Raw genomic sequence first — 19,511 nt, 5'->3', positions numbered from 1 at the left:
CCTGTTAAATAGCTAATGGGCACGTTTTACAGCAACGGGCTGAAGAAGTAAAACAGTCGCTCGGCAATCCGGTGCCAGAAAGGACGTTTTACCCACAACCGCGCGTCAAGCAGGCGCGAGCGGGAAATATAGTCGTCCTGCACGGCGGCTAAATCGCCGCCGAAACCGGCGTCATCAATCACCAGCGTGATCTCAAAATTAAGCCACAGGCTTCGCATATCCAGATTGACCGTACCGACCAGGCTTAATTCGCCATCGACCAGCACGCTTTTGGTATGCAGCAGTCCACCTTCAAACTGGTAAATCTTAACGCCTGCCGCCAGCAGTTCGGTGAAAAAGGCGCGACTGGCCCAACCGACCAGCACGGAATCATTTTTGCGCGGCAGGATAATACTGACGTCCACCCCGCGCTGGGCGGCAGTGCAAATAGCGTGCAGTAAATCGTCGCTCGGCACGAAATAGGGCGTGCTCATAATCAAATATTCACGGGCGGCATAGGTCGCGGTCAGCAGCGCCTGGTGAATAAGATCTTCCGGGAAGCCCGGACCGGAGGCGATGGTGTGAATAGTATGCCCGCTGGCTTCCTCAAACGGCATAATATTGCTGTCGGGAGGCGGGGGCAGGATGCGCTTGCCAGTTTCAATTTCCCAGTCGCAGGAATAGACAATGCCCATTGCCGTCGCCACCGGACCTTCCATCCGCGCCATTAAATCGACCCATTGCCCCACACCTGCGCTCTGTTTGAAGAAGCGGGGATCGACCATATTCATACTACCGGTATAGGCTATATAGTTATCGATCATCACCATTTTACGGTGCTGGCGCAGATCCATGCGGCGCAGGAATACGCGCATCAGGTTAACTTTCAGCGCTTCAACCACCTCAATGCCCGCGTTACGCATCATATTGGCCCAAGGACCGCGAAAGAACGTCACGCTACCGGCGGAATCCAGCATCAGCCGACAATGAACGCCGCGACGAGCGGCGGCCATTAAGGATTCAGCAACCTGATCGGCGACGCCGCCCGGCTGCCAGATATAAAACACCATCTCAATGTTATGGCGGGCGAGCTGAATATCGCGGATTAGCGCCTGCATGACGTCATCGGAGGTGGTCAATAACTGGAGCTGATTCCCCTTTACCCCGGCAATGCCCTGACGACGTTCACACAGTTTAAACAGCGATGAGGCGACGGCGCTGTTTTCTTCAGCAAAAATATGTTTGCAGGCTTTGAGATCGTGTAGCCATTTTGCCGTCGAGGGCCACATGGCCTTCGCGCGTTCCGCCCGTCGTTTGCCCAGATGCAGTTCCCCGACCGACAAATAAGCGATAATACCGACCAGAGGAAGAATATAGATAATCAACAGCCATGCCATCGCGGAAGGAACAGCGCGGCGCTTCATCAGTATGCGTAAGGTAATACTCGCGATGAGTAACCAGTATCCAAGAATGAGCAGCCAACTCACCACCGTGTAGAAGGTTGTCATAAATAAAGAAATCCTTTTTTGAGCCGATAGTTAAGAGTGTACGCGGACAACACTTTCTGGCAAATAAAAAGCGGCGATGAAAAGCGCTGGTCTGGCGGCAGCAAGGGTCTATAATGCACGTTCTTCCTTTGTAAGAGCTGTAAAAATGAAGCGTAGTAGAACGGAAGTGGGGCGCTGGCGCATGCTCAGGCAGGCGAGTCGGCGTAAATCCCGCTGGCTTGAAGGTCAGTCCCGTCGCAATATTCGTATTCACTCGATCAGAAAGTGTTTACTTAACCAGCATCGTAATGTGCTGCTGTTTGCGATTTACGATCTTTGAGTTTAAAAAAGGGCACCGGATACGGTGCCCCCTTATATCAGAAGACTTTTTTGTAGGGCTTAATCGTAACTTTCTGATAAACACCCGCCGCCACATACGGATCGGCATCCGCCCATTCTTTCGCCGCTTCGCTGGATTCAAATTCTGCAATTACCGTTGAACCGGTAAAACCGGCTGCACCAGGATCGTTGCTGTCTACGGCAGGCAGCGGACCGGCGGTCAGAAGACGCCCCTCATCGTGCAACAACTGTAAACGTGCCAGGTGAGCAGGGCGCACCGAGAGGCGTTTTTCCAGAGAATCTTCACTATCTTCAGCATAAATAACATACAGCACGGTGTGAGCTCCTTTTCTGTTATCTCATTCAGCACGGTAAGTGAAAGTCGCGTTCACTGCAATCATCAACCGCGTCAGCAGGCAAAATCCCGAGCAAAAATATGGCTGAATAACAGCAAATTGGGCAAAAAATGGCGGAAGAGAGAATACCTTATTGAATATGATTGCTATTTGCATTTAAAATTAGCGCATCATTTTTAAACTGAAACGACTATGACTTCAATGGCCCTTGATTTACCACGCCGCTTCCCGTGGCCAACGTTGCTCTCTTTCTGCATCCACGGAGCAGTAGTAGCTGGTCTGCTTTATACCTCGGTTAATCAGGTTATTGAAATGCCTGCGCCTGCGCAGCCTATCTCCGTCACGCTGGTCGCGCCGCCTGAGCCAGAGCCTGTTGTTCAGCCTCCTGCGCCGGAGCCTGTCGTTGAACCAGAGCCGGAGCCGGAACCCGTTCCCGAGCCACCCAAAGAAGCGCCGGTGGTGATTGAAAAACCCAGGCCTAAACCTAAGCCGAAACCCAAGCCGGTGAAAAAGGTTGAGCAGCCAAAACGCGACGTTAAGCCGGTTGAGCCGCGCGCGGCATCGCCATTTGAAAACAATGCACCTGCGCGTCCGGTCAATAACAATACGCCGCCCACCGCTAAACCGGCGGTGACCACCCCTGCCGGTCCACGTGCCCTGACGCGTAATCAACCGTCTTATCCGGCGCGCGCGCTGGCGTTACGCATGGAAGGTAAAGTGCGGGTGAAATTTGACGTGACGGCGGATGGTCGGGTCGATAATGTGCAAATTCTTTCTGCCCAACCTGCGAATATGTTTGAGCGCGAGGTGAAAGCGGCAATGCGCAAATGGCGTTACGAATCCGGTAAACCGGGCAGCGGGCTTATTATGAACATCGAGTTCCGCATCAATGGCGGCGTCAAGCTGAACTAATAAACCCGCCAGACCTCCCGGATGCCGGGAGGTCTACGATCCCAGCACTTTCTCCAGCGCTTTCTGCGCCGTCACCAGATGTTGCCCGCCAAATAAAATCGCCCGATTCAGCAATGTATAAAGCTGATAGATCGGCTGCCTGTCGAGAAAACCAGAGGGCAGTGGCGAAACAGACTGATAGCCATCATAGATTTGCGGCGGCTGATCGGGATGCAGCGGTAGCATCGCCAGATCGCATTCCCGGTCGCCCCAGTAGCAGGCAGGATCGTAAATAAAAGGTCCGTCCGGCCCCAGCGCGCAGTTGGCTGACCATAAATCACCGTGTAATAAAGAAGCCTGCGGCTGATGCGAGCTCAGGCGCTGCTGAACGTGGGCGACGATGGCGTCAATGTCGCCAAACTCCAGACCCTTCTCCGCAGCCAGTTCGAGCTGCCAGCCAATGCGCTGCTCGGCAAAAAAAGTTGACCAGCGGCGTTGCCAGGCATTGGGCTGCGGGGTGGTGGAAAGGTCATTGTCGAAATCAAGGCCAAACTGTGGCTGGTCGCTCCACTGGTGCAGATGTGCCAGCTGTTGCCCAAGCTGAAAAGCGCTATGCGCATCCAGCGGACGGACCGGAAGATAATCCATAATTAAAAAAGCGTAGTCGCGCTCGCTTCCCACCGCATGGACATCAGGAACAGTGACGGTTTTACTGCGCGACAGTAATTCCAGTTGGTCTGCCTCGGCGGTAAAGATCGGCAGTAGTTCGCGTTCATCACACTTGACAAAAAAATCGCGCCCGGCGAAACGAATGCGCCATGCAGCATGGATTTCTCCGCCCGGTAGCTCCTGGCGTTGTTCGATCTCGCCTTCGCCAAGTTGCTCACTTAACAGTCGACTGATAGCCTGCCACATGTTCTCTCCCCCATCTTTGTTGCCATATCATAACGTTAGCGCACAAATGCAGTGAAAAAACCCGAACCAACGCACAACTGAAAAAACTGTCTGCCGCAATGGCACATATTGCTTATGGATTATTACTCAGCCAGCGATCGAAAACCGTGACCTCAACTTCTGGCTGCACGCCCAGCGCGCCCTCAGCAAGCCCGGTCGCCAGTTCATTAACCTGCTGCTCGTTTTGTGGGCTGACTAAACCGAAGGTATTGGTGCCAAGTTCATGCACTTTTCCCTCGTCATCGGTTAGCGTAAGAGTAAAGCCTGCGCGCGAAAACTGATTATTTAATTCGTTAATTTGCGTCAGCGTTTCTTCATGGAACTTCACCGTGACAACGTAACGCGTAATACCACCTTCGCTCATAATGCCTCTCCTGGTTATTCCCAAATTTTTTTAGCATAGCCGATCGTGACCGTTTGGCGATGCGTTACGTGATTAGCTGCGGCACAGATAATCATAGATTTTATGCGTATTCTCGCGAGAGCAGAGCCGGGTTCCCTGATTGATTGTCGCAGCGCTCCCGGCGGCGACGCCATAGCGCACCATCTCTTCCAGGGAGGCGTTTTCTGCGAGTTTCAGGGTGATCGCGCCCACCATGCTGTCACCGGCACCGACGGTACTCTGGCTTTTGACCGGAGGCGGTACGACCTGAACGCAATTTTCGCTGTCTACCGCCAGTGCGCCTTGCGGCCCCAGAGAAACCACCACGCGCAAGGCTTTTCCGCTGCGGACAATTTCCTGCGCGGCGTCGCGGACATCGTCAGGCTGGGTTAAGTCCCGCTGCACCAGCGCGCTTAATTCTTTGAGATTGGGTTTGACTAGTTCGATATTCCCGACCTCCAGCGCGGCGGCCAGTGCCTCGCCGGAACTGTCGACCACGCAGCGAATACCGTGTTGCTGCGCTGATTTGATAAGCTGTACCAGCCGCGAAACATTAACGCCCGGCGGCAGGCTACCGCTGATCACCAGTAAAGAATCCGCTTCTATTGCCAGCACCTGCTCTTCCAGCTGGCGAAATTCATCGTCGGTCAGCGCGGCACCGGGCATCACGAAGCGATATTGCTCGCCGCTCGATTCGACGTGAACATGCAGGTTTTGCCGGGTCCAGTCCTTTGCTTCTATGGTCTTCACCGGCACCTGCTCATCCGCCAGCAAACTTACCAGATGCTCGCCGGTCGCGCCGCCTGCCGGAAACAGGGCAGTGGCTTTTCCGCCGAGAAAGGTGATAGCACGGGCGACGTTAATCCCGCCGCCGCCGGGTTCAAAGACCGGGGCGCTACAGCGTAATTTTCCTTCAGGGTAGATTTGCGGCGTCAGGGTGGCGCTATCAAGCGAAGGGGCAAAAGTGAGGGTATAGATCTTAGCCATGTGGTACCTCCTGTAAGCGATTAAAGGTGCGGCCCAAATATGGATTGAATTAATCCTGGCACTTAACCGTCAGGAAGGGTAGGGCAAGAGCATGATTTTACAAATAAATACGCTGTGTCTTTTCCTCTGCCGACTAAAAAAACAGTAAGGTTTTGAGATCGTTCTTATTCAAAAAATCCTGCAATATTTCATTGCTATGTTAAATGAGCCTTTTTATAATTTGTTACCTTTCTCTGGATCGTCAACGTTGATCCCCACGAAAGTTTCCGGGACCGTGATGGTCTCTTTTTTTGTTGTACGGACTTAATTATAAATGAAGCTTTTGAAGACAGTTCCCGCTGCGGTTATGCTGGCGGGAGGCGTGTTTGCGTCAATGTATGCAGCCGCTGACGACTCCGTTTTTACTGTCATGGACGATCCCTCTACTGCAAAAAAACCGTTTGAAGGCACTGTTAACGCAGGTTATCTGGCGCAGTCGGGAAACACCGATAGCTCCTCCCTGACGGCGGATTCCACCCTGACCTGGTACGGCAACGTGACTGCCTGGTCGCTGTGGGGTAACGCCAGCAATACTTCTTCCAATAACGAGCGTTCTTCTGAGAAATATGCCATCGGTGGACGTTCGCGCTATAACCTGTCCGATGAAAACTATCTCTTTGGGCAGGGTAGCTGGTTGACTGACCGTTACAACGGCTATCAGGCACGCGATATCGCAACCGCCGGTTATGGTCGCCAGTTTCTGAACGGGCCGGTACACAGTTTGCGTTTTGAATTTGGTCCGGGCGTGCGCTATGACGAATACACTGACGGCGGTAATGAAACCCAGCCGTTAGGTTATGCTTCCGGCACCTATGCCTGGCAGATGACCGACAACGCCAAATTTACCCAGGGCGTTTCTGTTTTCGGTGCTGAAGACACTACGTTAAACTCTGAAAGCGCGCTCAACGTCGCCATTAACGAGCATTTCGGTTTGAAGGTGGCTTACAACGTGACCTGGAACTCCAATCCGCCGGATTCCGCGCCAGAACATACCGATCGCCGCACCACGCTCTCACTGGGCTACAAGATGTAAATACAGCGGGCCGGTTATTATCGGCCCGCTATAAATGTGCTTCCCGGCATGTTATTTTATCTCTATCGTCTGTAACAAATTGATAGCCTTCCCCCGGCAAAAAAGTCAATTGAACCAATATGAAAGAGAGTGCTGCACACTCGCTTTTTTTAATGTTACTATTCCCGGATGGCGTGAAATATCACGCCTGATTTCAAATTGTGAGCCAATTTAGCAATTGTTGGTTAGATGGTTTCGCAATTTACTGTTCATAAACGATTATTCTCTTTGTATGTGATCTTTCGTGTGGGTCACCACTGCAAATAAGGACATAAAATGCCTGTAATTACTCTTCCTGATGGCAGCCAACGCCAATTCGATCGCCCCGTTAGCCCGCTGGATGTTGCCCTTGATATCGGCCCTGGCCTTGCAAAAGCCTGCATCGCAGGTCGCGTTAATGGCGAATTGGTTGATGCCTCCGACGTGATTGAAAACGATGCACAATTAGCCATTATCACCGCTAAAGATGACGACGGTATTGAGATCATTCGTCACTCCTGCGCGCATTTGTTAGGTCACGCGATTAAGCAACTGTGGCCCCACACTAAAATGGCGATTGGCCCGGTTATCGACAACGGCTTTTACTACGACGTTGACCTCGATCACACGCTGACTCAGGAAGACATCGACGCGCTCGAAAAACGTATGCACGAGCTCGCCGAGAAGAACTATGACGTCATCAAGAAAAAAGTGAGCTGGCACGAAGCGCGCGAAGCGTTTGTGCAGCGTGGCGAAACCTATAAGGTTTCTATCCTTGATGAAAATATTTCCCATGATGACAAGCCTGGCCTGTATCATCATGAAGAATATATCGACATGTGCCGTGGACCGCACGTGCCAAATATGCGTTTCTGCCATCATTTCAAACTGATGAAAACGGCGGGCGCGTACTGGCGCGGCGACAGCAACAACAAAATGTTGCAGCGTATTTATGGTACGGCGTGGGCAGACAAAAAGGCGCTGAATGCCTATCTGCAACGTCTGGAAGAAGCGGCAAAACGCGACCACCGTAAAATCGGTAAGCAGCTTGATCTGTACCATATGCAGGAAGAAGCGCCGGGCATGGTTTTCTGGCATAATGACGGCTGGACTATTTTCCGCGAGCTGGAAACCTTCGTGCGTTCCAAGCTGAAAGAGTACCAGTATCAGGAAGTGAAAGGCCCGTTCATGATGGACCGTGTGCTGTGGGAAAAAACCGGCCACTGGGACAACTACAAAGATGCCATGTTCACGACGTCTTCAGAGAACCGCGAATACTGCATCAAGCCAATGAACTGCCCTGGTCACGTGCAAATTTTCAACCAGGGTCTGAAGTCTTACCGCGATCTGCCGCTGCGTATGGCGGAATTCGGTAGTTGTCATCGTAATGAACCGTCAGGCGCGCTGCACGGCCTGATGCGCGTTCGTGGTTTTACCCAGGATGACGCTCATATCTTCTGTACGGAAGAACAGGTACGCGATGAAGTCAACGCCTGCATTCGTTTAGTCTATGATATGTATAGTACCTTTGGCTTCGAGAAGATCGTTGTCAAACTCTCCACTCGTCCTGAAAAACGTATTGGCAGCGACGAGATGTGGGATCGTGCAGAGGCGGACCTGGCAGTTGCGCTGGAAGAAAATCAAATCCCATTTGAGTATCAGTTGGGTGAAGGCGCATTCTACGGTCCGAAAATTGAATTTACTTTATACGACTGCCTCGATCGTGCATGGCAGTGCGGTACAGTCCAGTTGGACTTCTCGTTACCTGCTCGCTTAAGCGCCTCTTATGTTGGCGAAAATAACGAGCGTCAGGTGCCGGTAATGATTCACCGTGCTATTCTTGGGTCCCTGGAGCGCTTTATTGGCATCCTGACTGAAGAATTTGCTGGCTTCTTCCCAACTTGGCTTGCGCCAGTGCAGGTAGTGGTCATGAATATTACTGATTCTCAGGCTGATTACGTTAACGAATTGACGCGCAAACTGCAAAATGCGGGCATTCGGGTAAAAGCAGACTTGAGAAATGAGAAGATTGGCTTTAAAATCCGCGAGCACACTTTACGTCGTGTCCCTTACATGTTGGTCTGTGGTGACAAAGAGGTTGAAGCCGGCAAGGTTGCCGTGCGTACCCGTCGTGGCAAAGACCTGGGTAGCCTGGACGTAAATGAAGTTATCGAGAAGCTGCAACAAGAGATACGCAGCCGCAGTCTTCAACAACTGGAGGAATAAGGTATTAAAGGCGGAAAACGAGTTCAAACGGCGCGTCCTAATCGTATCAACGGCGAAATTCGCGCCCAGGAAGTTCGCTTAACAGGTCTGGAAGGCGAGCAGCTTGGTATTGTGAGTCTGAGAGAAGCTCTGGAAAAAGCTGAAGAAGCCGGAGTAGACTTAGTCGAAATCAGCCCTAACGCCGAGCCGCCGGTTTGTCGTATAATGGACTACGGCAAATTCCTCTATGAAAAGAGTAAATCTTCTAAGGAACAGAAGAAAAAGCAAAAAGTTATCCAGGTGAAGGAAATTAAATTCCGTCCTGGTACAGATGAAGGTGACTATCAGGTAAAACTCCGCAGCCTGATTCGCTTTCTCGAAGAGGGCGATAAGGCCAAGATCACGCTGCGTTTTCGCGGTCGTGAAATGGCCCACCAACAGATCGGTATGGAAGTGCTTAACCGCGTGAAAGAAGATCTGAATGAACTGGCAGTAGTCGAATCCTTCCCAACGAAGATCGAAGGCCGCCAGATGATTATGGTGCTCGCTCCTAAGAAGAAACAGTAAGGCCATCAAGTAATCTTACCTGTGGGCTTAGGCTCACAGGTGGGTTCGCCTTTGTTTCGTTTATCAACAATGCGAAGTGGAAGTTAATAAAATGCCAAAAATTAAGACCGTACGCGGTGCTGCTAAGCGCTTTAAAAAAACCGGTAAAGGTGGTTTTAAGCACAAGCACGCTAACCTGCGTCATATTCTGACTAAAAAAGCGACCAAGCGTAAACGTCATCTGCGCCCGAAAGCCATGGTTTCTAAAGGCGATCTGGGTCTGGTAATTGCTTGCCTGCCGTACGCATAAGTTAACTTTTTTTCCGCCCGTCAGCTTCAGGCTGAGGGCTAACTCAGAATATAGATACAGGAGAGAGCCATGGCTCGCGTAAAACGTGGTGTGATTGCACGTGCACGTCATAAGAAAATTTTGAAACAAGCTAAAGGCTACTACGGTGCGCGTTCACGCGTATACCGCGTTGCCTTCCAGGCTGTTATCAAAGCTGGTCAGTATGCTTATCGTGACCGTCGTCAGCGTAAGCGTCAGTTCCGTCAACTGTGGATTGCACGTATTAACGCAGCAGCACGTCAGAACGGTATTTCTTACAGCAAATTCATCAACGGCCTGAAAAAAGCCTCTGTTGAAATCGACCGTAAGATCCTGGCTGACATCGCCGTATTCGACAAAGTAGCGTTCACCGCTCTGGTCGAAAAAGCGAAATCAGCTCTGGCGTAAGCCAGTTAAGAGAGGGAGCCTGGCTCCCTCTTTTTTGTTTTGATTGACTTTTTTCCGCTAAGCCTTTTCAATAAAGCCTTACGGTTCTCACTCAACAAGGTAACTGCAAGCATGAATGCTGCTATTTTCCGCTTCTTTTTTTACTTTAGCACCTGAAACCAGGAGGCTTGCGCGTGAGAAAAGAAACGGAAAACAGCGCCAGAAAGCCTCCCAGCGGAGGCTTTTTTTGTATCTGGGGTTTAGAAATATCGTCACATAATGAGGAAAATCATGTCACATCTCGCAGAGCTGGTTGCCAGTGCGACGGCAGCCATTAACCAGGCGTCAGATGTTGCCGCGTTAGATAATGTACGCGTTGAATATTTGGGCAAAAAAGGGCATTTGACCCTGCAAATGACCACCCTGCGTGAATTACCGGCAGAAGAGCGTCCGGCGGCAGGCGCGGTTATTAACGAAGCTAAAGAGCAGGTTCAGCAGGCGCTGAACGCGCGCAAGGCTGATTTAGAAAGCGCGGCCATGAACGCGCGTCTGGCACAGGAAACTATCGACGTTTCCCTGCCTGGACGTCGTATCGAAAACGGCGGCCTGCACCCGGTGACACGCACCATCGACCGTATCGAAAGCTTTTTCGGCGAACTGGGCTTTACCGTTGCCACCGGCCCGGAAATTGAAGACGATTACCATAACTTTGATGCCCTGAACATTCCGGGTCATCATCCGGCGCGCGCGGACCACGATACCTTCTGGTTTGATGCCACGCGCCTGCTGCGCACCCAAACCTCTGGCGTGCAGATCCGCACCATGAAAAACCAGCAGCCGCCAATCCGCATTATTGCGCCTGGCCGCGTGTATCGTAACGACTACGACCAGACTCACACCCCGATGTTCCACCAGATGGAAGGGCTGATTGTTGACACCAACATCAGCTTCACCAACCTGAAAGGCACGCTGCACGACTTCCTGCGTAACTTCTTTGAAGAAGATTTGCAGATCCGTTTCCGCCCGTCCTATTTCCCGTTTACTGAACCGTCTGCAGAAGTGGACGTAATGGGCAAAAATGGCAAATGGCTGGAAGTGCTGGGCTGCGGAATGGTGCACCCAAACGTATTGCGTAATGTAGGCATCGATCCGGAAGTGTATTCCGGCTTTGCATTCGGCATGGGTATGGAGCGTCTGACCATGCTGCGTTACGGTGTCACCGATTTGCGCGCCTTCTTCGAAAACGATCTGCGTTTCCTCAAACAGTTTAAATAAGGGTAGGACAAAATAATGAAATTCAGTGAACTGTGGTTACGCGAATGGGTTAACCCGGCAATTGATAGCGAAGCGCTGTCCGATCAAATCACTATGGCGGGTCTGGAAGTTGACGGCGTGGAGCCGGTTGCTGGCGCGTTTCATGGTGTGGTGGTCGGTGAAGTCGTTGAATGCGGCCAGCATCCTAACGCCGATAAACTGCGCGTTACCAAAATCAATGTGGGCGGCGAGCGCCTGCTGGATATCGTCTGCGGTGCGCCTAACTGCCGTCAGGGGCTGCGCGTTGCCGTCGCTACCATCGGCGCGGTGCTGCCGGGTGATTTTAAAATTAAAGCGGCTAAACTGCGCGGTGAGCCGTCTGAAGGTATGCTGTGCTCTTTCTCCGAGCTGGGAATTTCTGACGATCACAGCGGGATTATCGAACTGCCTGCGGATGCACCCGTTGGCACCGATATCCGTGAGTATCTGAAACTCGACGATAACACCATTGAAATCAGCGTCACGCCAAACCGCGCCGACTGCCTGGGCATTATCGGCATCGCTCGCGATGTCGCGGTACTGAACAAAGCGCCGCTGATCGAGCCTGAAATTGCGCCGGTTGCCGCCACTATCAACGACACGCTGCCAATTACCGTTGAAGCCGCCGAAGCCTGCCCGCGTTATCTGGGCCGCGTGGTGAAAGGTATCAACGTCAAAGCGCCTACTCCGCTGTGGATGCGTGAAAAACTACGCCGCTGTGGTATTCGCTCCATTGACGCAGTTGTTGACGTGACCAACTACGTGCTGCTTGAGCTGGGGCAGCCGATGCACGCTTTTGACCGTGACCGTATTGATGGCGGCATCGTTGTGCGGATGGCAAAAGAAAACGAAACGCTGGTGCTGCTGGACGGTAGCGAAGCGAAGCTGAGCACCGACACGCTGGTCATTGCGGATCATCACAAGGCGCTGGCGATGGGCGGCATTTTCGGCGGCGAACACTCCGGCGTTAATGATGAAACGCAGAACGTCCTGCTGGAATGCGCATTCTTCAACCCGCTGTCCATTACTGGTCGCGCGCGTCGGCATGGCCTGCATACCGATGCGTCCCACCGCTACGAGCGCGGTGTAGATCCGCAGCTCCAGTTTAAAGCCATGGAGCGGGCCACGCGTCTGCTGATGGATATCTGCGGCGGTGAAGCCGGTCCAATTATTGACGTGACTAATGAATCCACGCTGCCAAAACGCGCGACGATGACTCTTCGCCGCAGCAAGCTGGATCGCCTGATCGGTCATCACATTGCCGATGAGCAGGTGAGCGACATTCTGCGTCGTCTGGGCTGCGACGTGACTGAAGGTCAGGATCAGTGGCAGGCCGTCGCGCCAGGCTGGCGTTTCGACATGGAAATTGAAGAAGATTTGGTCGAAGAAGTCGCGCGCGTTTATGGCTACAACAATATCCCGGACGCGCCAGTTCAGGCGGGACTGATTATGGGGAGCCACCGCGAAGCCAGCCTGCCAATGAAACGCGTGAAAACGCTGCTGGTGGATAAAGGCTATCAGGAAGTCATTACCTACAGCTTTGTCGATCCTAAACTACAGCAGCTGATTCACCCGTCACAGGACGCGCTGATCCTGCCAAGCCCGATTTCCAGCGAAATGTCGGCGATGCGCCTGTCGCTGTGGACGGGGCTGCTGGGCACGGTAGTGTATAACCAAAATCGTCAACAAAACCGGGTGCGCATTTTCGAAACGGGCCTGCGTTTTGTGCCTGATACCCAGGCCGATTTAGGCATTCGTCAGGATGTGATGCTGGCTGGCGTCATCTGCGGTAATCGCGTTGATGAGCACTGGGACCTGGCGAAAGAAAGCGTTGATTTCTATGATCTGAAAGGCGATCTGGAATCTGTTCTCGATTTGACCGGCAAACTTACGGATATTCAGTTCAAAGCAGAAGCCAATCCTGCACTGCATCCAGGACAGTCCGCCGCGATTTATCTGAAAGATGAACGTATTGGTTTTATTGGCGTTGTTCATCCTGAGCTGGAACGTAAACTGGATCTTAACGGTCGCACGCTGGTGTTTGAACTGGAGTGGAACAAGCTCGCAGACCGCGCCGTGCCTCAGGCGCAGGAGATTTCCCGCTTCCCGGCAAACCGTCGCGATATCGCTGTTGTCGTGGCTGAAAATGTCCCTGCGGCGGATGTTTTGGCAGAATGTAAGAAAGTTGGCGTAAATCAGGTAGTTGGCGTAAACTTGTTTGACGTGTACCGCGGCAAGGGCGTAGCGGAGGGTTCTAAGAGCCTCGCTATTAGCCTCATCCTTCAGGATACCAGCCGTACACTCGAAGAAGAGGAGATTGCCGCTACCGTTGCCAGATGCGTAGAGGCACTAAAAGAGCGATTCCAGGCATCATTGAGGGATTGAACCTATGGCGCTTACAAAAGCTGAAATGTCAGAATATCTGTTTGATAAGCTTGGGCTTAGCAAGCGGGATGCCAAAGAACTGGTTGAGCTGTTTTTCGAAGAGATCCGTCGCGCTCTGGAAAACGGTGAACAGGTGAAACTGTCCGGTTTTGGTAACTTTGATTTGCGTGATAAAAATCAACGCCCGGGTCGTAACCCGAAAACGGGCGAAGATATTCCCATTACAGCCCGGCGCGTAGTGACGTTCAGACCCGGACAGAAGTTGAAAAGCCGTGTCGAAAACGCTTCGCCCAAAGCAGAGTAATCTGAACTAACTAAAAAGGCCGCTCTTGCGGCCTTTTTTCTTTGGCACAGACTTTCAGGGATAACAGATGCTGGTCTGGGAACAACGACAACAACGCTATCATCGGGTTTGGTTACTCGGCCTCGCCGCCGTACTGCTGCTGAGTGTGTTTATCAGTATTTCGACCGGAGAGCAGTGGATCGGTCCCGCCTCGTGGACCACGCCGCAGGGGCAATTATTCATCTTGCAAATAAGATTGCCGCGAACCCTGGCGGTGCTGCTGGTGGGAGCGGCGCTGGCGCTTTCCGGGGCGGTGATGCAGGCGCTTTTCGATAACCCGCTCGCCGAGCCGGGACTGCTGGGCGTCTCTAACGGCGCAGGCGTTGGGCTGATTGCCGCCGTATTGCTCGGTAAGGAAATGCCGGCCTGGGCGCTGGGTCTGTGCGCTATTGCAGGCGCATTAGTCATCACGCTTATTCTGTTGCGCTTTGCCCGACGTCATCTTTCGACCAGCCGTTTATTGCTGGCAGGCGTGGCGCTGGGGATTATCTGTAGCGCCCTGATGACCTGGGCCATCTACTTTTCTACCTCTTTCGATCTGCGGCAGTTAATGTACTGGATGATGGGTGGCTTTGGCGGCGTGGACTGGCAGCAAAGCTGGCTAATGCTGGCGCTGCTCCCGGTGATGGGCTGGACTTGCTGCCAGTCGGCGGTGCTGAATCTGCTGGCGCTGGGCGAGGTGTCTGCGCGTCAGTTGGGGCTTCCGCTCGCCCTGTGGCGTAATCTGCTGGTGATCGCCACTGGCTGGATGGTCGGCGTCAGCGTGGCGCTGGCCGGAGCCATCGGTTTTATCGGTCTTGTTATTCCACATATGCTGCGTCTGTGTGGCTTAAGCGACCATCGTGTTCTGCTGCCAGCCTGCGCGCTGGCGGGCGCAACGGCGCTGCTGCTGGCGGATATCATGGCCCGCCTGGCGCTGTCGTCTGCGGAGTTACCCATTGGCGTTGTGACCGCCACACTGGGCGCACCTGTTTTTATCTGGCTATTATTAAAGGCCGGGCGATGAGACCCGGATTACTTCACTAAGGGGACGCTATGCCTGACAACATTCTTGATACAGAAGTGATAACCATTGATGGGGAAAAAACTACGCTTGCTCGTTACCAGGGTGATGTCCTGCTGGTGGTTAACGTGGCGTCGAAATGTGGTCTGACACCGCAGTATGAGAGCCTGGAAAATATCCATAAAGCGTGGGAAAAAGACGGCTTTAAGGTTCTCGGATTCCCGTGCAACCAGTTTCTGGGCCAGGAGCCGGGCAGCGAAGAGGAAATTAAAACCTTTTGCAGCACCACTTACGGTGTGACTTTCCCCCTGTTCAGTAAAATCGATGTGAACGGTGAAAACCGTCACCCGCTGTATCAGAAACTCATCAATGCCGCGCCGACGGCCGTTGCGCCAGAAAGTAGCGGATTCTACGAGCGCATGGCCAGCAAGGGGCGCGCGCCGCTTTATCCTGACGATATTTTGTGGAACTTTGAAAAGTTCTTGATTGGACGTGACGGACAGGTCGTCCAGCGCTTTTCGCCGGATATGCTGCCGGAAGATCCTATCGTGATGGAAGCGATTAAGCTGGCGTTGGCAAAATAATGCCGGTACTGATGCAACTGCATGAAGTGGCGGAAGCCGGGCGGCTCGGCCCGGTTTCCGTGGCGGTCAGGTCAGGGGAAATTATTCATCTGACAGGGCCTAACGGGGCGGGGAAAAGCACGCTATTAACGCGGATCGCCGGGCTTTCCGGCGGGCTGGGGGAGGTAATTTTTAACCACCAGTCGCTGGAGGAATATCCGGCGTCGGTGCTGGCACGCCAGCGCGCTTTCCTCGCGCAGCAACAAACGCCGCCGTTTGCCATGCCGGTCTGGCATTATCTTCGGTTACATCAGGCAGAAAACGCCCAGGGCCAGCTTCTGCAACGCGTGGCCGATAAGCTGCATCTCACCGATAAGCTCAACCGGCAGGTGAATCAGCTCTCCGGCGGCGAGTGGCAGCGGGTCAGGCTGGCTGCGGTGATTGTGCAAATCCATCCCCACGGCAATCCGCAAGGGCAGCTATTATTGCTCGACGAACCGATGAACAGTCTCGACGTAGCGCAACAGGCGGCGTTAGATTATCTGCTGGACGAGCTATGTCAGGCAGGGGTGACGATCATCATGAGCGGGCACGATCTCAACCATACGCTGCGCCATGCGCACCGGGTCTGGCTGATGCGGGATGGCCAAATGCTCGCCTGCGGAGCCACGGCAGAAACGCTAACTCCGCCATTACTGACCCGCGCTTACGGGATGCCGTTTCGTCGGCTTGATGTCGCCGGGGAGCGGATCCTGCTGGCGGGCGCGTAGCACGATTGGTCTCTTGTCAGGCTGATAGTTGGCAGGGTAAATTATTGTGCAAGTTAAAGACCAGAAGGATCGCACGGACATGCGCTGCGGGTTTATTTTTATAGTGGCACTTTTATTAGCAGGCTGTAGCATTCACCGGGCACCTCCGCCGAATCCGAAGCTTGCCGATTCCATCACGGTCATTGCTAATCTCAATGAACAGCTTCACGCCTGGCGCGGAACGCCTTATCGCTATGGCGGGATGAGTCACCGTGGCGTAGATTGTTCCGGCTTTGTGCTGATGACCTTCCGTGATAAATTTGCGCTAAAACTGCCCAGAGAAACGCGCCAGCAGGCAAAAGTCGGTACGGAAATCGACAAAGACGAACTGCTGCCGGGCGATCTGGTGTTCTTTAAAACCGGGTCCGGGGAAAGCGGGCTACATGTCGGTATTTACGATACCGACAACAATTTTATTCATGCCTCCACCAGCCGCGGGGTGATGCGCTCCTCACTGAATAACGTCTACTGGAGCAAAAACTTCTGGCAGGCGCGTCGTATTTAACGTTTTAATTCGAAAACCGTGTTTTTCCGGGGTGCGCGGTTTTCATTCAAAACATTAAAAGATGATATAACGCAATTTACCTGATTTTTATTCGGAGTATTATCCTTCCCTGAACGCTTCTGAAGCGTTATAACCTTACCTCACCATCTATTTGATGCTTCTGACTGTAAATTAATATACTGCGCAATGGCCTGTATAAGCCGGGTGTGGCAAAAAGAAAGCCTGCTAAGTAAACGCCCGGTCGGGATCTGTTGTGATTGCATTAAATCAGAGAGTTCTGGCAAAACCGGTAATTGTATTATTTATCCGATCTGGATTACACTGAACGCCGATGGGTAAGGAAATCCGCAATGAAAATGGACCTTATGAGACAGTTGTTATTAAAAGTTATTCATCCACATTTCCCGCCTTGCCATTTCAGAAAGCCTGTTCTCGTCCTTGATGAGGGGTTGGTGCAATGATAGTTTCGCTGGATAACGATTATCGTTCGGAATTACTATTCCTGCCTGCCAGAACTGGTGGGGAACAGTTGATCGGTCTTGAGGTTATCGCCAGTTTCAGCGCTGTACGCGCCGATGTTCGCATCCCGCTTGAACTCATCACCCCATTGCTCTGTGCCGAACAGGAAGTTCGTCTGTTCCGCGAGAAAATCAATTTACTGGAAACCTGTCAGATATTTTTTATTCAGCATCAGCTTTTAGCCTGGATAAGTATAACCCCGGCGGTGGCCAGCGCGCTGTTAACTGACAGCGAACTTATTGCCAGCGTAGAGCGTTTTCCTTTCCTCGAACTGACCGTAAATGAGAATTATCCAGGGTTGAATCAATTTACCGAAGCGCATCCTCTTGTTCCATTAGCTCAACGCTTTCCCCTGTTGCTGGTCAATTTCGGTGCCGGAGATGCCTCAACCCGCGCCGTATTTTCCGGGCTGTTTAAACGGGTTATGCTGGATAAGTCATTTGTTCAGCAGCAATTATCAGGAATAGCCTTTGAACCGTTTATGCGCGCGCTACTTTCGCAAATAAGTTCTTTCTGTACCAGCGTCATGATTAGCGGAATAGATAATGAAATGGCAAAGCAGCGGGTGGCGTCTTTTCCTTTTAGCGCCATGCAGGGCGCATTATGGCCTGCGGTAAAAGTTGCCGACGTCACGTCGCTGGTTCAGCGATAACCCTGCTAACTCTCTGTATTCACTCCCCGCATAAGCCACTACACTTACAGACAGGAGGATCTATGACCCTGTCTTTTATTAATAGCTGGCGTGATGAACTGCCAGAATTTTACACCGCACTGGCACCCACACCATTGCATCATGCCCGCGTGATCTGGCGCAATGACTCCCTGGCACACACCCTTGGCGTGAGCGATGAGCTTTTTAATCCGTCTCAGGGCGCTGGCGTATGGGGCGGTGAGGCGTTGTTACCGGGCATGTCACCGCTGGCTCAGGTCTATAGCGGGCACCAGTTCGGCGTCTGGGCGGGACAGCTTGGCGACGGGCGGGGGATCCTGCTTGGTGAGCAGCAGTTACCTGACGGCAGTAAAGTCGACTGGCACCTGAAGGGCGCCGGGAAAACGCCATATTCACGTATGGGCGACGGGCGCGCCGTATTACGATCCACTATTCGTGAAAGCCTGGCCTCAGAAGCAATGCACTGGCTGGGTATTCCCACTACCCGGGCGCTGGCTATTGTTTCCAGCGATACGCCGGTGCAGCGTGAAACTACCGAGCAGGGCGCGATGCTGATGCGTATCGCAGAAAGCCACGTTCGCTTCGGTCACTTCGAGCATTTTTATTATCGCCGCGAACCGGAAAAAGTCCGCCTCTTGGCCGATTATGTGATTCGCCATCACTGGCCCCATCTGGCTAATGAAGCGGATAAATACGCGCTCTGGTTTCGTGATGTTGTCGAGCGCACCGCCGTGATGATTTCCCGCTGGCAATCGGTGGGCTTCGCGCACGGGGTGATGAACACCGATAACATGTCGATACTGGGGCTAACGATGGATTATGGCCCGTATGGTTTTCTGGACGATTACCAGCCTGGCTTTATTTGTAACCATTCCGATTACCAGGGGCGCTACAGCTTCGATAATCAGCCAGCGGTGGGGCTGTGGAACCTGCAACGACTGGCGCAAACGCTGTCCGTTTTCATCGATGTGGATACGCTAAACGCCACGCTCGACCACTATCAGCAGGCGCTGCTTACCGAGTACGGCCAGAAAATGCGCCGTAAGCTGGGCTTTTTTACCGAGCAAAAAGCGGACAACGAACTATTGAATACCCTTTTTGCGCTGATGGCGCACGAGGGAAGCGATTACACCCGCACCCTGCGGATGCTTAGCCTGACGGAACAGCGCAGCGCGGCTTCCCCGTTACGCGATGAGTTTATCGATCGCGACGCATTCGATAGCTGGTTTACCCGATATCGCGAGCGTTTACAGCAGGAACAAATTGATGACGCGCAGCGCCAGCAGGCAATGCAGGCGGTCAATCCGGCGGTGGTGTTACGCAACTGGCTGGCGCAACGTGCTATTGAACAGGCGGAACGGGGAGAGATGAACGAACTGGAACGCCTGCATGCCGTGCTGCGTGAACCTTATCGCAGCAGAGACGATGATTATAGCCGCCGTCCACCCGACTGGGGCAAGCGGCTTGAGGTAAGCTGCTCCAGTTAGCCC

Annotated in this window: 22 protein-coding genes and 1 other annotated feature; of the genes, 17 read left to right on the top strand and 5 right to left on the bottom strand. The window is 52.8% G+C overall.

The genetic code is table 11. From position 1 onward, the window contains the following. Positions 1-26 precede the first annotated feature (26 nt). Entirely contained in the window at positions 27-1,487 is a 1,461-nt protein-coding gene (gene cls / locus RT197_RS04160) for a cardiolipin synthase (RefSeq protein ID WP_312947493.1), read from the bottom strand. A gap of 145 nt (positions 1,488-1,632) precedes the next feature. On the opposite strand from cls, the gene RT197_RS04155 reads away from it, so the two are divergent. Beyond that, complete coding sequence (locus tag RT197_RS04155) at positions 1,633-1,806, top strand: YciY family protein (protein WP_312947491.1); 174 nt, start codon at positions 1,633-1,635, stop codon at positions 1,804-1,806. Between the two features lie 37 nt (positions 1,807-1,843). Here RT197_RS04155 and RT197_RS04150 read toward each other — a convergent pair whose 3' ends face one another. Further along, on the bottom strand, positions 1,844-2,140 hold the full coding sequence (locus RT197_RS04150) for a YciI family protein (RefSeq protein WP_312947488.1): 297 nt from the start codon (positions 2,138-2,140) through the stop codon (positions 1,844-1,846). 213 nt (positions 2,141-2,353) lie between these two features. Between RT197_RS04150 and tonB the strand changes: the two genes are divergently transcribed. After that, a complete protein-coding gene (tonB, locus tag RT197_RS04145; protein WP_312947485.1) occupies positions 2,354-3,073 on the top strand; it encodes a TonB system transport protein TonB in 720 nt (239 codons plus the stop codon). A 33-nt stretch (positions 3,074-3,106) separates the two neighbouring features. Here the strand turns inward: tonB and RT197_RS04140 are convergent, their stop codons facing one another. The 3 genes from RT197_RS04140 to pfkB form a co-directional block, all read right to left on the bottom strand. Beyond that, complete coding sequence (locus tag RT197_RS04140; RefSeq protein ID WP_312947482.1) at positions 3,107-3,967, bottom strand: fructosamine kinase family protein; 861 nt, start codon at positions 3,965-3,967, stop codon at positions 3,107-3,109. Between the two features lie 112 nt (positions 3,968-4,079). Continuing rightward, positions 4,080-4,370, bottom strand: a complete 291-nt coding sequence (ghoS, locus tag RT197_RS04135) for a type V toxin-antitoxin system endoribonuclease antitoxin GhoS (RefSeq protein WP_312947479.1) — start codon at positions 4,368-4,370, stop codon at positions 4,080-4,082. A 72-nt stretch (positions 4,371-4,442) separates the two neighbouring features. Further along, the gene (pfkB, locus tag RT197_RS04130) at positions 4,443-5,375 is read right to left on the bottom strand and encodes a 6-phosphofructokinase II (protein ID WP_312947477.1); all 933 of its coding nucleotides are present in this window, start codon (positions 5,373-5,375) and stop codon (positions 4,443-4,445) included. Between the two features lie 313 nt (positions 5,376-5,688). On the opposite strand from pfkB, the gene RT197_RS04125 reads away from it, so the two are divergent. From RT197_RS04125 to selO, 15 genes are all read left to right on the top strand, one after another. Then, positions 5,689-6,447: a YdiY family protein gene (locus RT197_RS04125; RefSeq protein ID WP_312947474.1), complete on the top strand. Its 759-nt coding sequence runs from the start codon at positions 5,689-5,691 to the stop codon at positions 6,445-6,447. A 315-nt stretch (positions 6,448-6,762) separates the two neighbouring features. Then, positions 6,763-8,691 (top strand): threonine--tRNA ligase, encoded by a 1,929-nt coding sequence (gene thrS / locus RT197_RS04120; protein WP_312947471.1) that lies wholly within the window; start codon positions 6,763-6,765, stop codon positions 8,689-8,691. 3 nt (positions 8,692-8,694) lie between these two features. Then, positions 8,695-9,237 carry a translation initiation factor IF-3 gene (infC, locus tag RT197_RS04115; RefSeq protein ID WP_312947591.1) on the top strand — a complete coding sequence of 181 codons (543 nt, stop codon included), beginning with the start codon at positions 8,695-8,697 and terminating at the stop codon, positions 9,235-9,237. Between the two features lie 91 nt (positions 9,238-9,328). Continuing rightward, positions 9,329-9,526 (top strand): 50S ribosomal protein L35, encoded by a 198-nt coding sequence (gene rpmI, locus RT197_RS04110; protein ID WP_001124225.1) that lies wholly within the window; start codon positions 9,329-9,331, stop codon positions 9,524-9,526. 69 nt (positions 9,527-9,595) lie between these two features. Next, positions 9,596-9,952 carry a 50S ribosomal protein L20 gene (gene rplT, locus RT197_RS04105; RefSeq protein WP_000124852.1) on the top strand — a complete coding sequence of 119 codons (357 nt, stop codon included), beginning with the start codon at positions 9,596-9,598 and terminating at the stop codon, positions 9,950-9,952. A gap of 106 nt (positions 9,953-10,058) precedes the next feature. Then, positions 10,059-10,182: a sequence feature (Phe leader region), on the top strand. After that, positions 10,064-10,108, top strand: a complete 45-nt coding sequence (gene pheM, locus RT197_RS04100) for a pheST operon leader peptide PheM (protein WP_001386830.1) — start codon at positions 10,064-10,066, stop codon at positions 10,106-10,108. (Overlaps the previous feature by 45 nt.) A 40-nt stretch (positions 10,183-10,222) precedes the next feature. Continuing rightward, on the top strand, positions 10,223-11,206 hold the full coding sequence (pheS, locus tag RT197_RS04095) for a phenylalanine--tRNA ligase subunit alpha (protein WP_312947453.1): 984 nt from the start codon (positions 10,223-10,225) through the stop codon (positions 11,204-11,206). A 15-nt stretch (positions 11,207-11,221) separates the two neighbouring features. Then, positions 11,222-13,609: a phenylalanine--tRNA ligase subunit beta gene (pheT, locus tag RT197_RS04090; protein ID WP_312947451.1), complete on the top strand. Its 2,388-nt coding sequence runs from the start codon at positions 11,222-11,224 to the stop codon at positions 13,607-13,609. 4 nt (positions 13,610-13,613) lie between these two features. Next, a complete protein-coding gene (gene ihfA, locus RT197_RS04085) occupies positions 13,614-13,913 on the top strand; it encodes an integration host factor subunit alpha (protein WP_006820203.1) in 300 nt (99 codons plus the stop codon). A gap of 67 nt (positions 13,914-13,980) precedes the next feature. Further along, a complete protein-coding gene (btuC, locus tag RT197_RS04080) occupies positions 13,981-14,958 on the top strand; it encodes a vitamin B12 ABC transporter permease BtuC (protein ID WP_312947450.1) in 978 nt (325 codons plus the stop codon). A 29-nt stretch (positions 14,959-14,987) separates the two neighbouring features. Then, entirely contained in the window at positions 14,988-15,539 is a 552-nt protein-coding gene (locus RT197_RS04075) for a glutathione peroxidase (protein WP_312947448.1), read from the top strand. Then, entirely contained in the window at positions 15,539-16,288 is a 750-nt protein-coding gene (btuD, locus tag RT197_RS04070; protein WP_312947445.1) for a vitamin B12 ABC transporter ATP-binding protein BtuD, read from the top strand. Before RT197_RS04075 ends, btuD begins: the two co-directional genes overlap by 1 nt. A gap of 79 nt (positions 16,289-16,367) precedes the next feature. Then, positions 16,368-16,832 (top strand): C40 family peptidase, encoded by a 465-nt coding sequence (locus RT197_RS04065; protein ID WP_312947589.1) that lies wholly within the window; start codon positions 16,368-16,370, stop codon positions 16,830-16,832. A gap of 457 nt (positions 16,833-17,289) precedes the next feature. Next, positions 17,290-18,003 carry an EAL domain-containing protein gene (locus RT197_RS04060; RefSeq protein WP_312947443.1) on the top strand — a complete coding sequence of 238 codons (714 nt, stop codon included), beginning with the start codon at positions 17,290-17,292 and terminating at the stop codon, positions 18,001-18,003. A gap of 62 nt (positions 18,004-18,065) precedes the next feature. Beyond that, positions 18,066-19,508 (top strand): protein adenylyltransferase SelO, encoded by a 1,443-nt coding sequence (gene selO / locus RT197_RS04055; RefSeq protein ID WP_312947440.1) that lies wholly within the window; start codon positions 18,066-18,068, stop codon positions 19,506-19,508. The last annotated feature ends 3 nt before the right edge of the window (positions 19,509-19,511 follow it).

The sequence above is a fragment of the Superficieibacter sp. genome, from assembly GCF_032071645.1.
Taxonomy (GTDB): Bacteria; Pseudomonadota; Gammaproteobacteria; order Enterobacterales; family Enterobacteriaceae; genus Superficieibacter.
Note: the sequence above shows the minus strand (reverse complement) of the source record. Positions and strands in the feature narration are given on the sequence as shown.

Coding starts and splice junctions, on each gene's coding strand:
- pheT (WP_312947451.1), top strand. CDS start 11,222: ATGAAATTCAGTGAACTGTGGTTACGCGAATGGGTTAACCCGGCAATT.
- RT197_RS04125 (WP_312947474.1), top strand. CDS start 5,689: ATGAAGCTTTTGAAGACAGTTCCCGCTGCGGTTATGCTGGCGGGAGGC.
- RT197_RS04140 (WP_312947482.1), bottom strand. CDS start 3,967: ATGTGGCAGGCTATCAGTCGACTGTTAAGTGAGCAACTTGGCGAAGGC.
- thrS (WP_312947471.1), top strand. CDS start 6,763: ATGCCTGTAATTACTCTTCCTGATGGCAGCCAACGCCAATTCGATCGC.
- RT197_RS04075 (WP_312947448.1), top strand. CDS start 14,988: ATGCCTGACAACATTCTTGATACAGAAGTGATAACCATTGATGGGGAA.
- pheS (WP_312947453.1), top strand. CDS start 10,223: ATGTCACATCTCGCAGAGCTGGTTGCCAGTGCGACGGCAGCCATTAAC.
- RT197_RS04155 (WP_312947491.1), top strand. CDS start 1,633: ATGAAGCGTAGTAGAACGGAAGTGGGGCGCTGGCGCATGCTCAGGCAG.
- rpmI (WP_001124225.1), top strand. CDS start 9,329: ATGCCAAAAATTAAGACCGTACGCGGTGCTGCTAAGCGCTTTAAAAAA.
- btuD (WP_312947445.1), top strand. CDS start 15,539: ATGCCGGTACTGATGCAACTGCATGAAGTGGCGGAAGCCGGGCGGCTC.
- cls (WP_312947493.1), bottom strand. CDS start 1,487: ATGACAACCTTCTACACGGTGGTGAGTTGGCTGCTCATTCTTGGATAC.
- selO (WP_312947440.1), top strand. CDS start 18,066: ATGACCCTGTCTTTTATTAATAGCTGGCGTGATGAACTGCCAGAATTT.
- rplT (WP_000124852.1), top strand. CDS start 9,596: ATGGCTCGCGTAAAACGTGGTGTGATTGCACGTGCACGTCATAAGAAA.
- btuC (WP_312947450.1), top strand. CDS start 13,981: ATGCTGGTCTGGGAACAACGACAACAACGCTATCATCGGGTTTGGTTA.
- RT197_RS04060 (WP_312947443.1), top strand. CDS start 17,290: ATGATAGTTTCGCTGGATAACGATTATCGTTCGGAATTACTATTCCTG.
- tonB (WP_312947485.1), top strand. CDS start 2,354: ATGACTTCAATGGCCCTTGATTTACCACGCCGCTTCCCGTGGCCAACG.
- ihfA (WP_006820203.1), top strand. CDS start 13,614: ATGGCGCTTACAAAAGCTGAAATGTCAGAATATCTGTTTGATAAGCTT.
- pfkB (WP_312947477.1), bottom strand. CDS start 5,375: ATGGCTAAGATCTATACCCTCACTTTTGCCCCTTCGCTTGATAGCGCC.
- RT197_RS04065 (WP_312947589.1), top strand. CDS start 16,368: ATGCGCTGCGGGTTTATTTTTATAGTGGCACTTTTATTAGCAGGCTGT.
- ghoS (WP_312947479.1), bottom strand. CDS start 4,370: ATGAGCGAAGGTGGTATTACGCGTTACGTTGTCACGGTGAAGTTCCAT.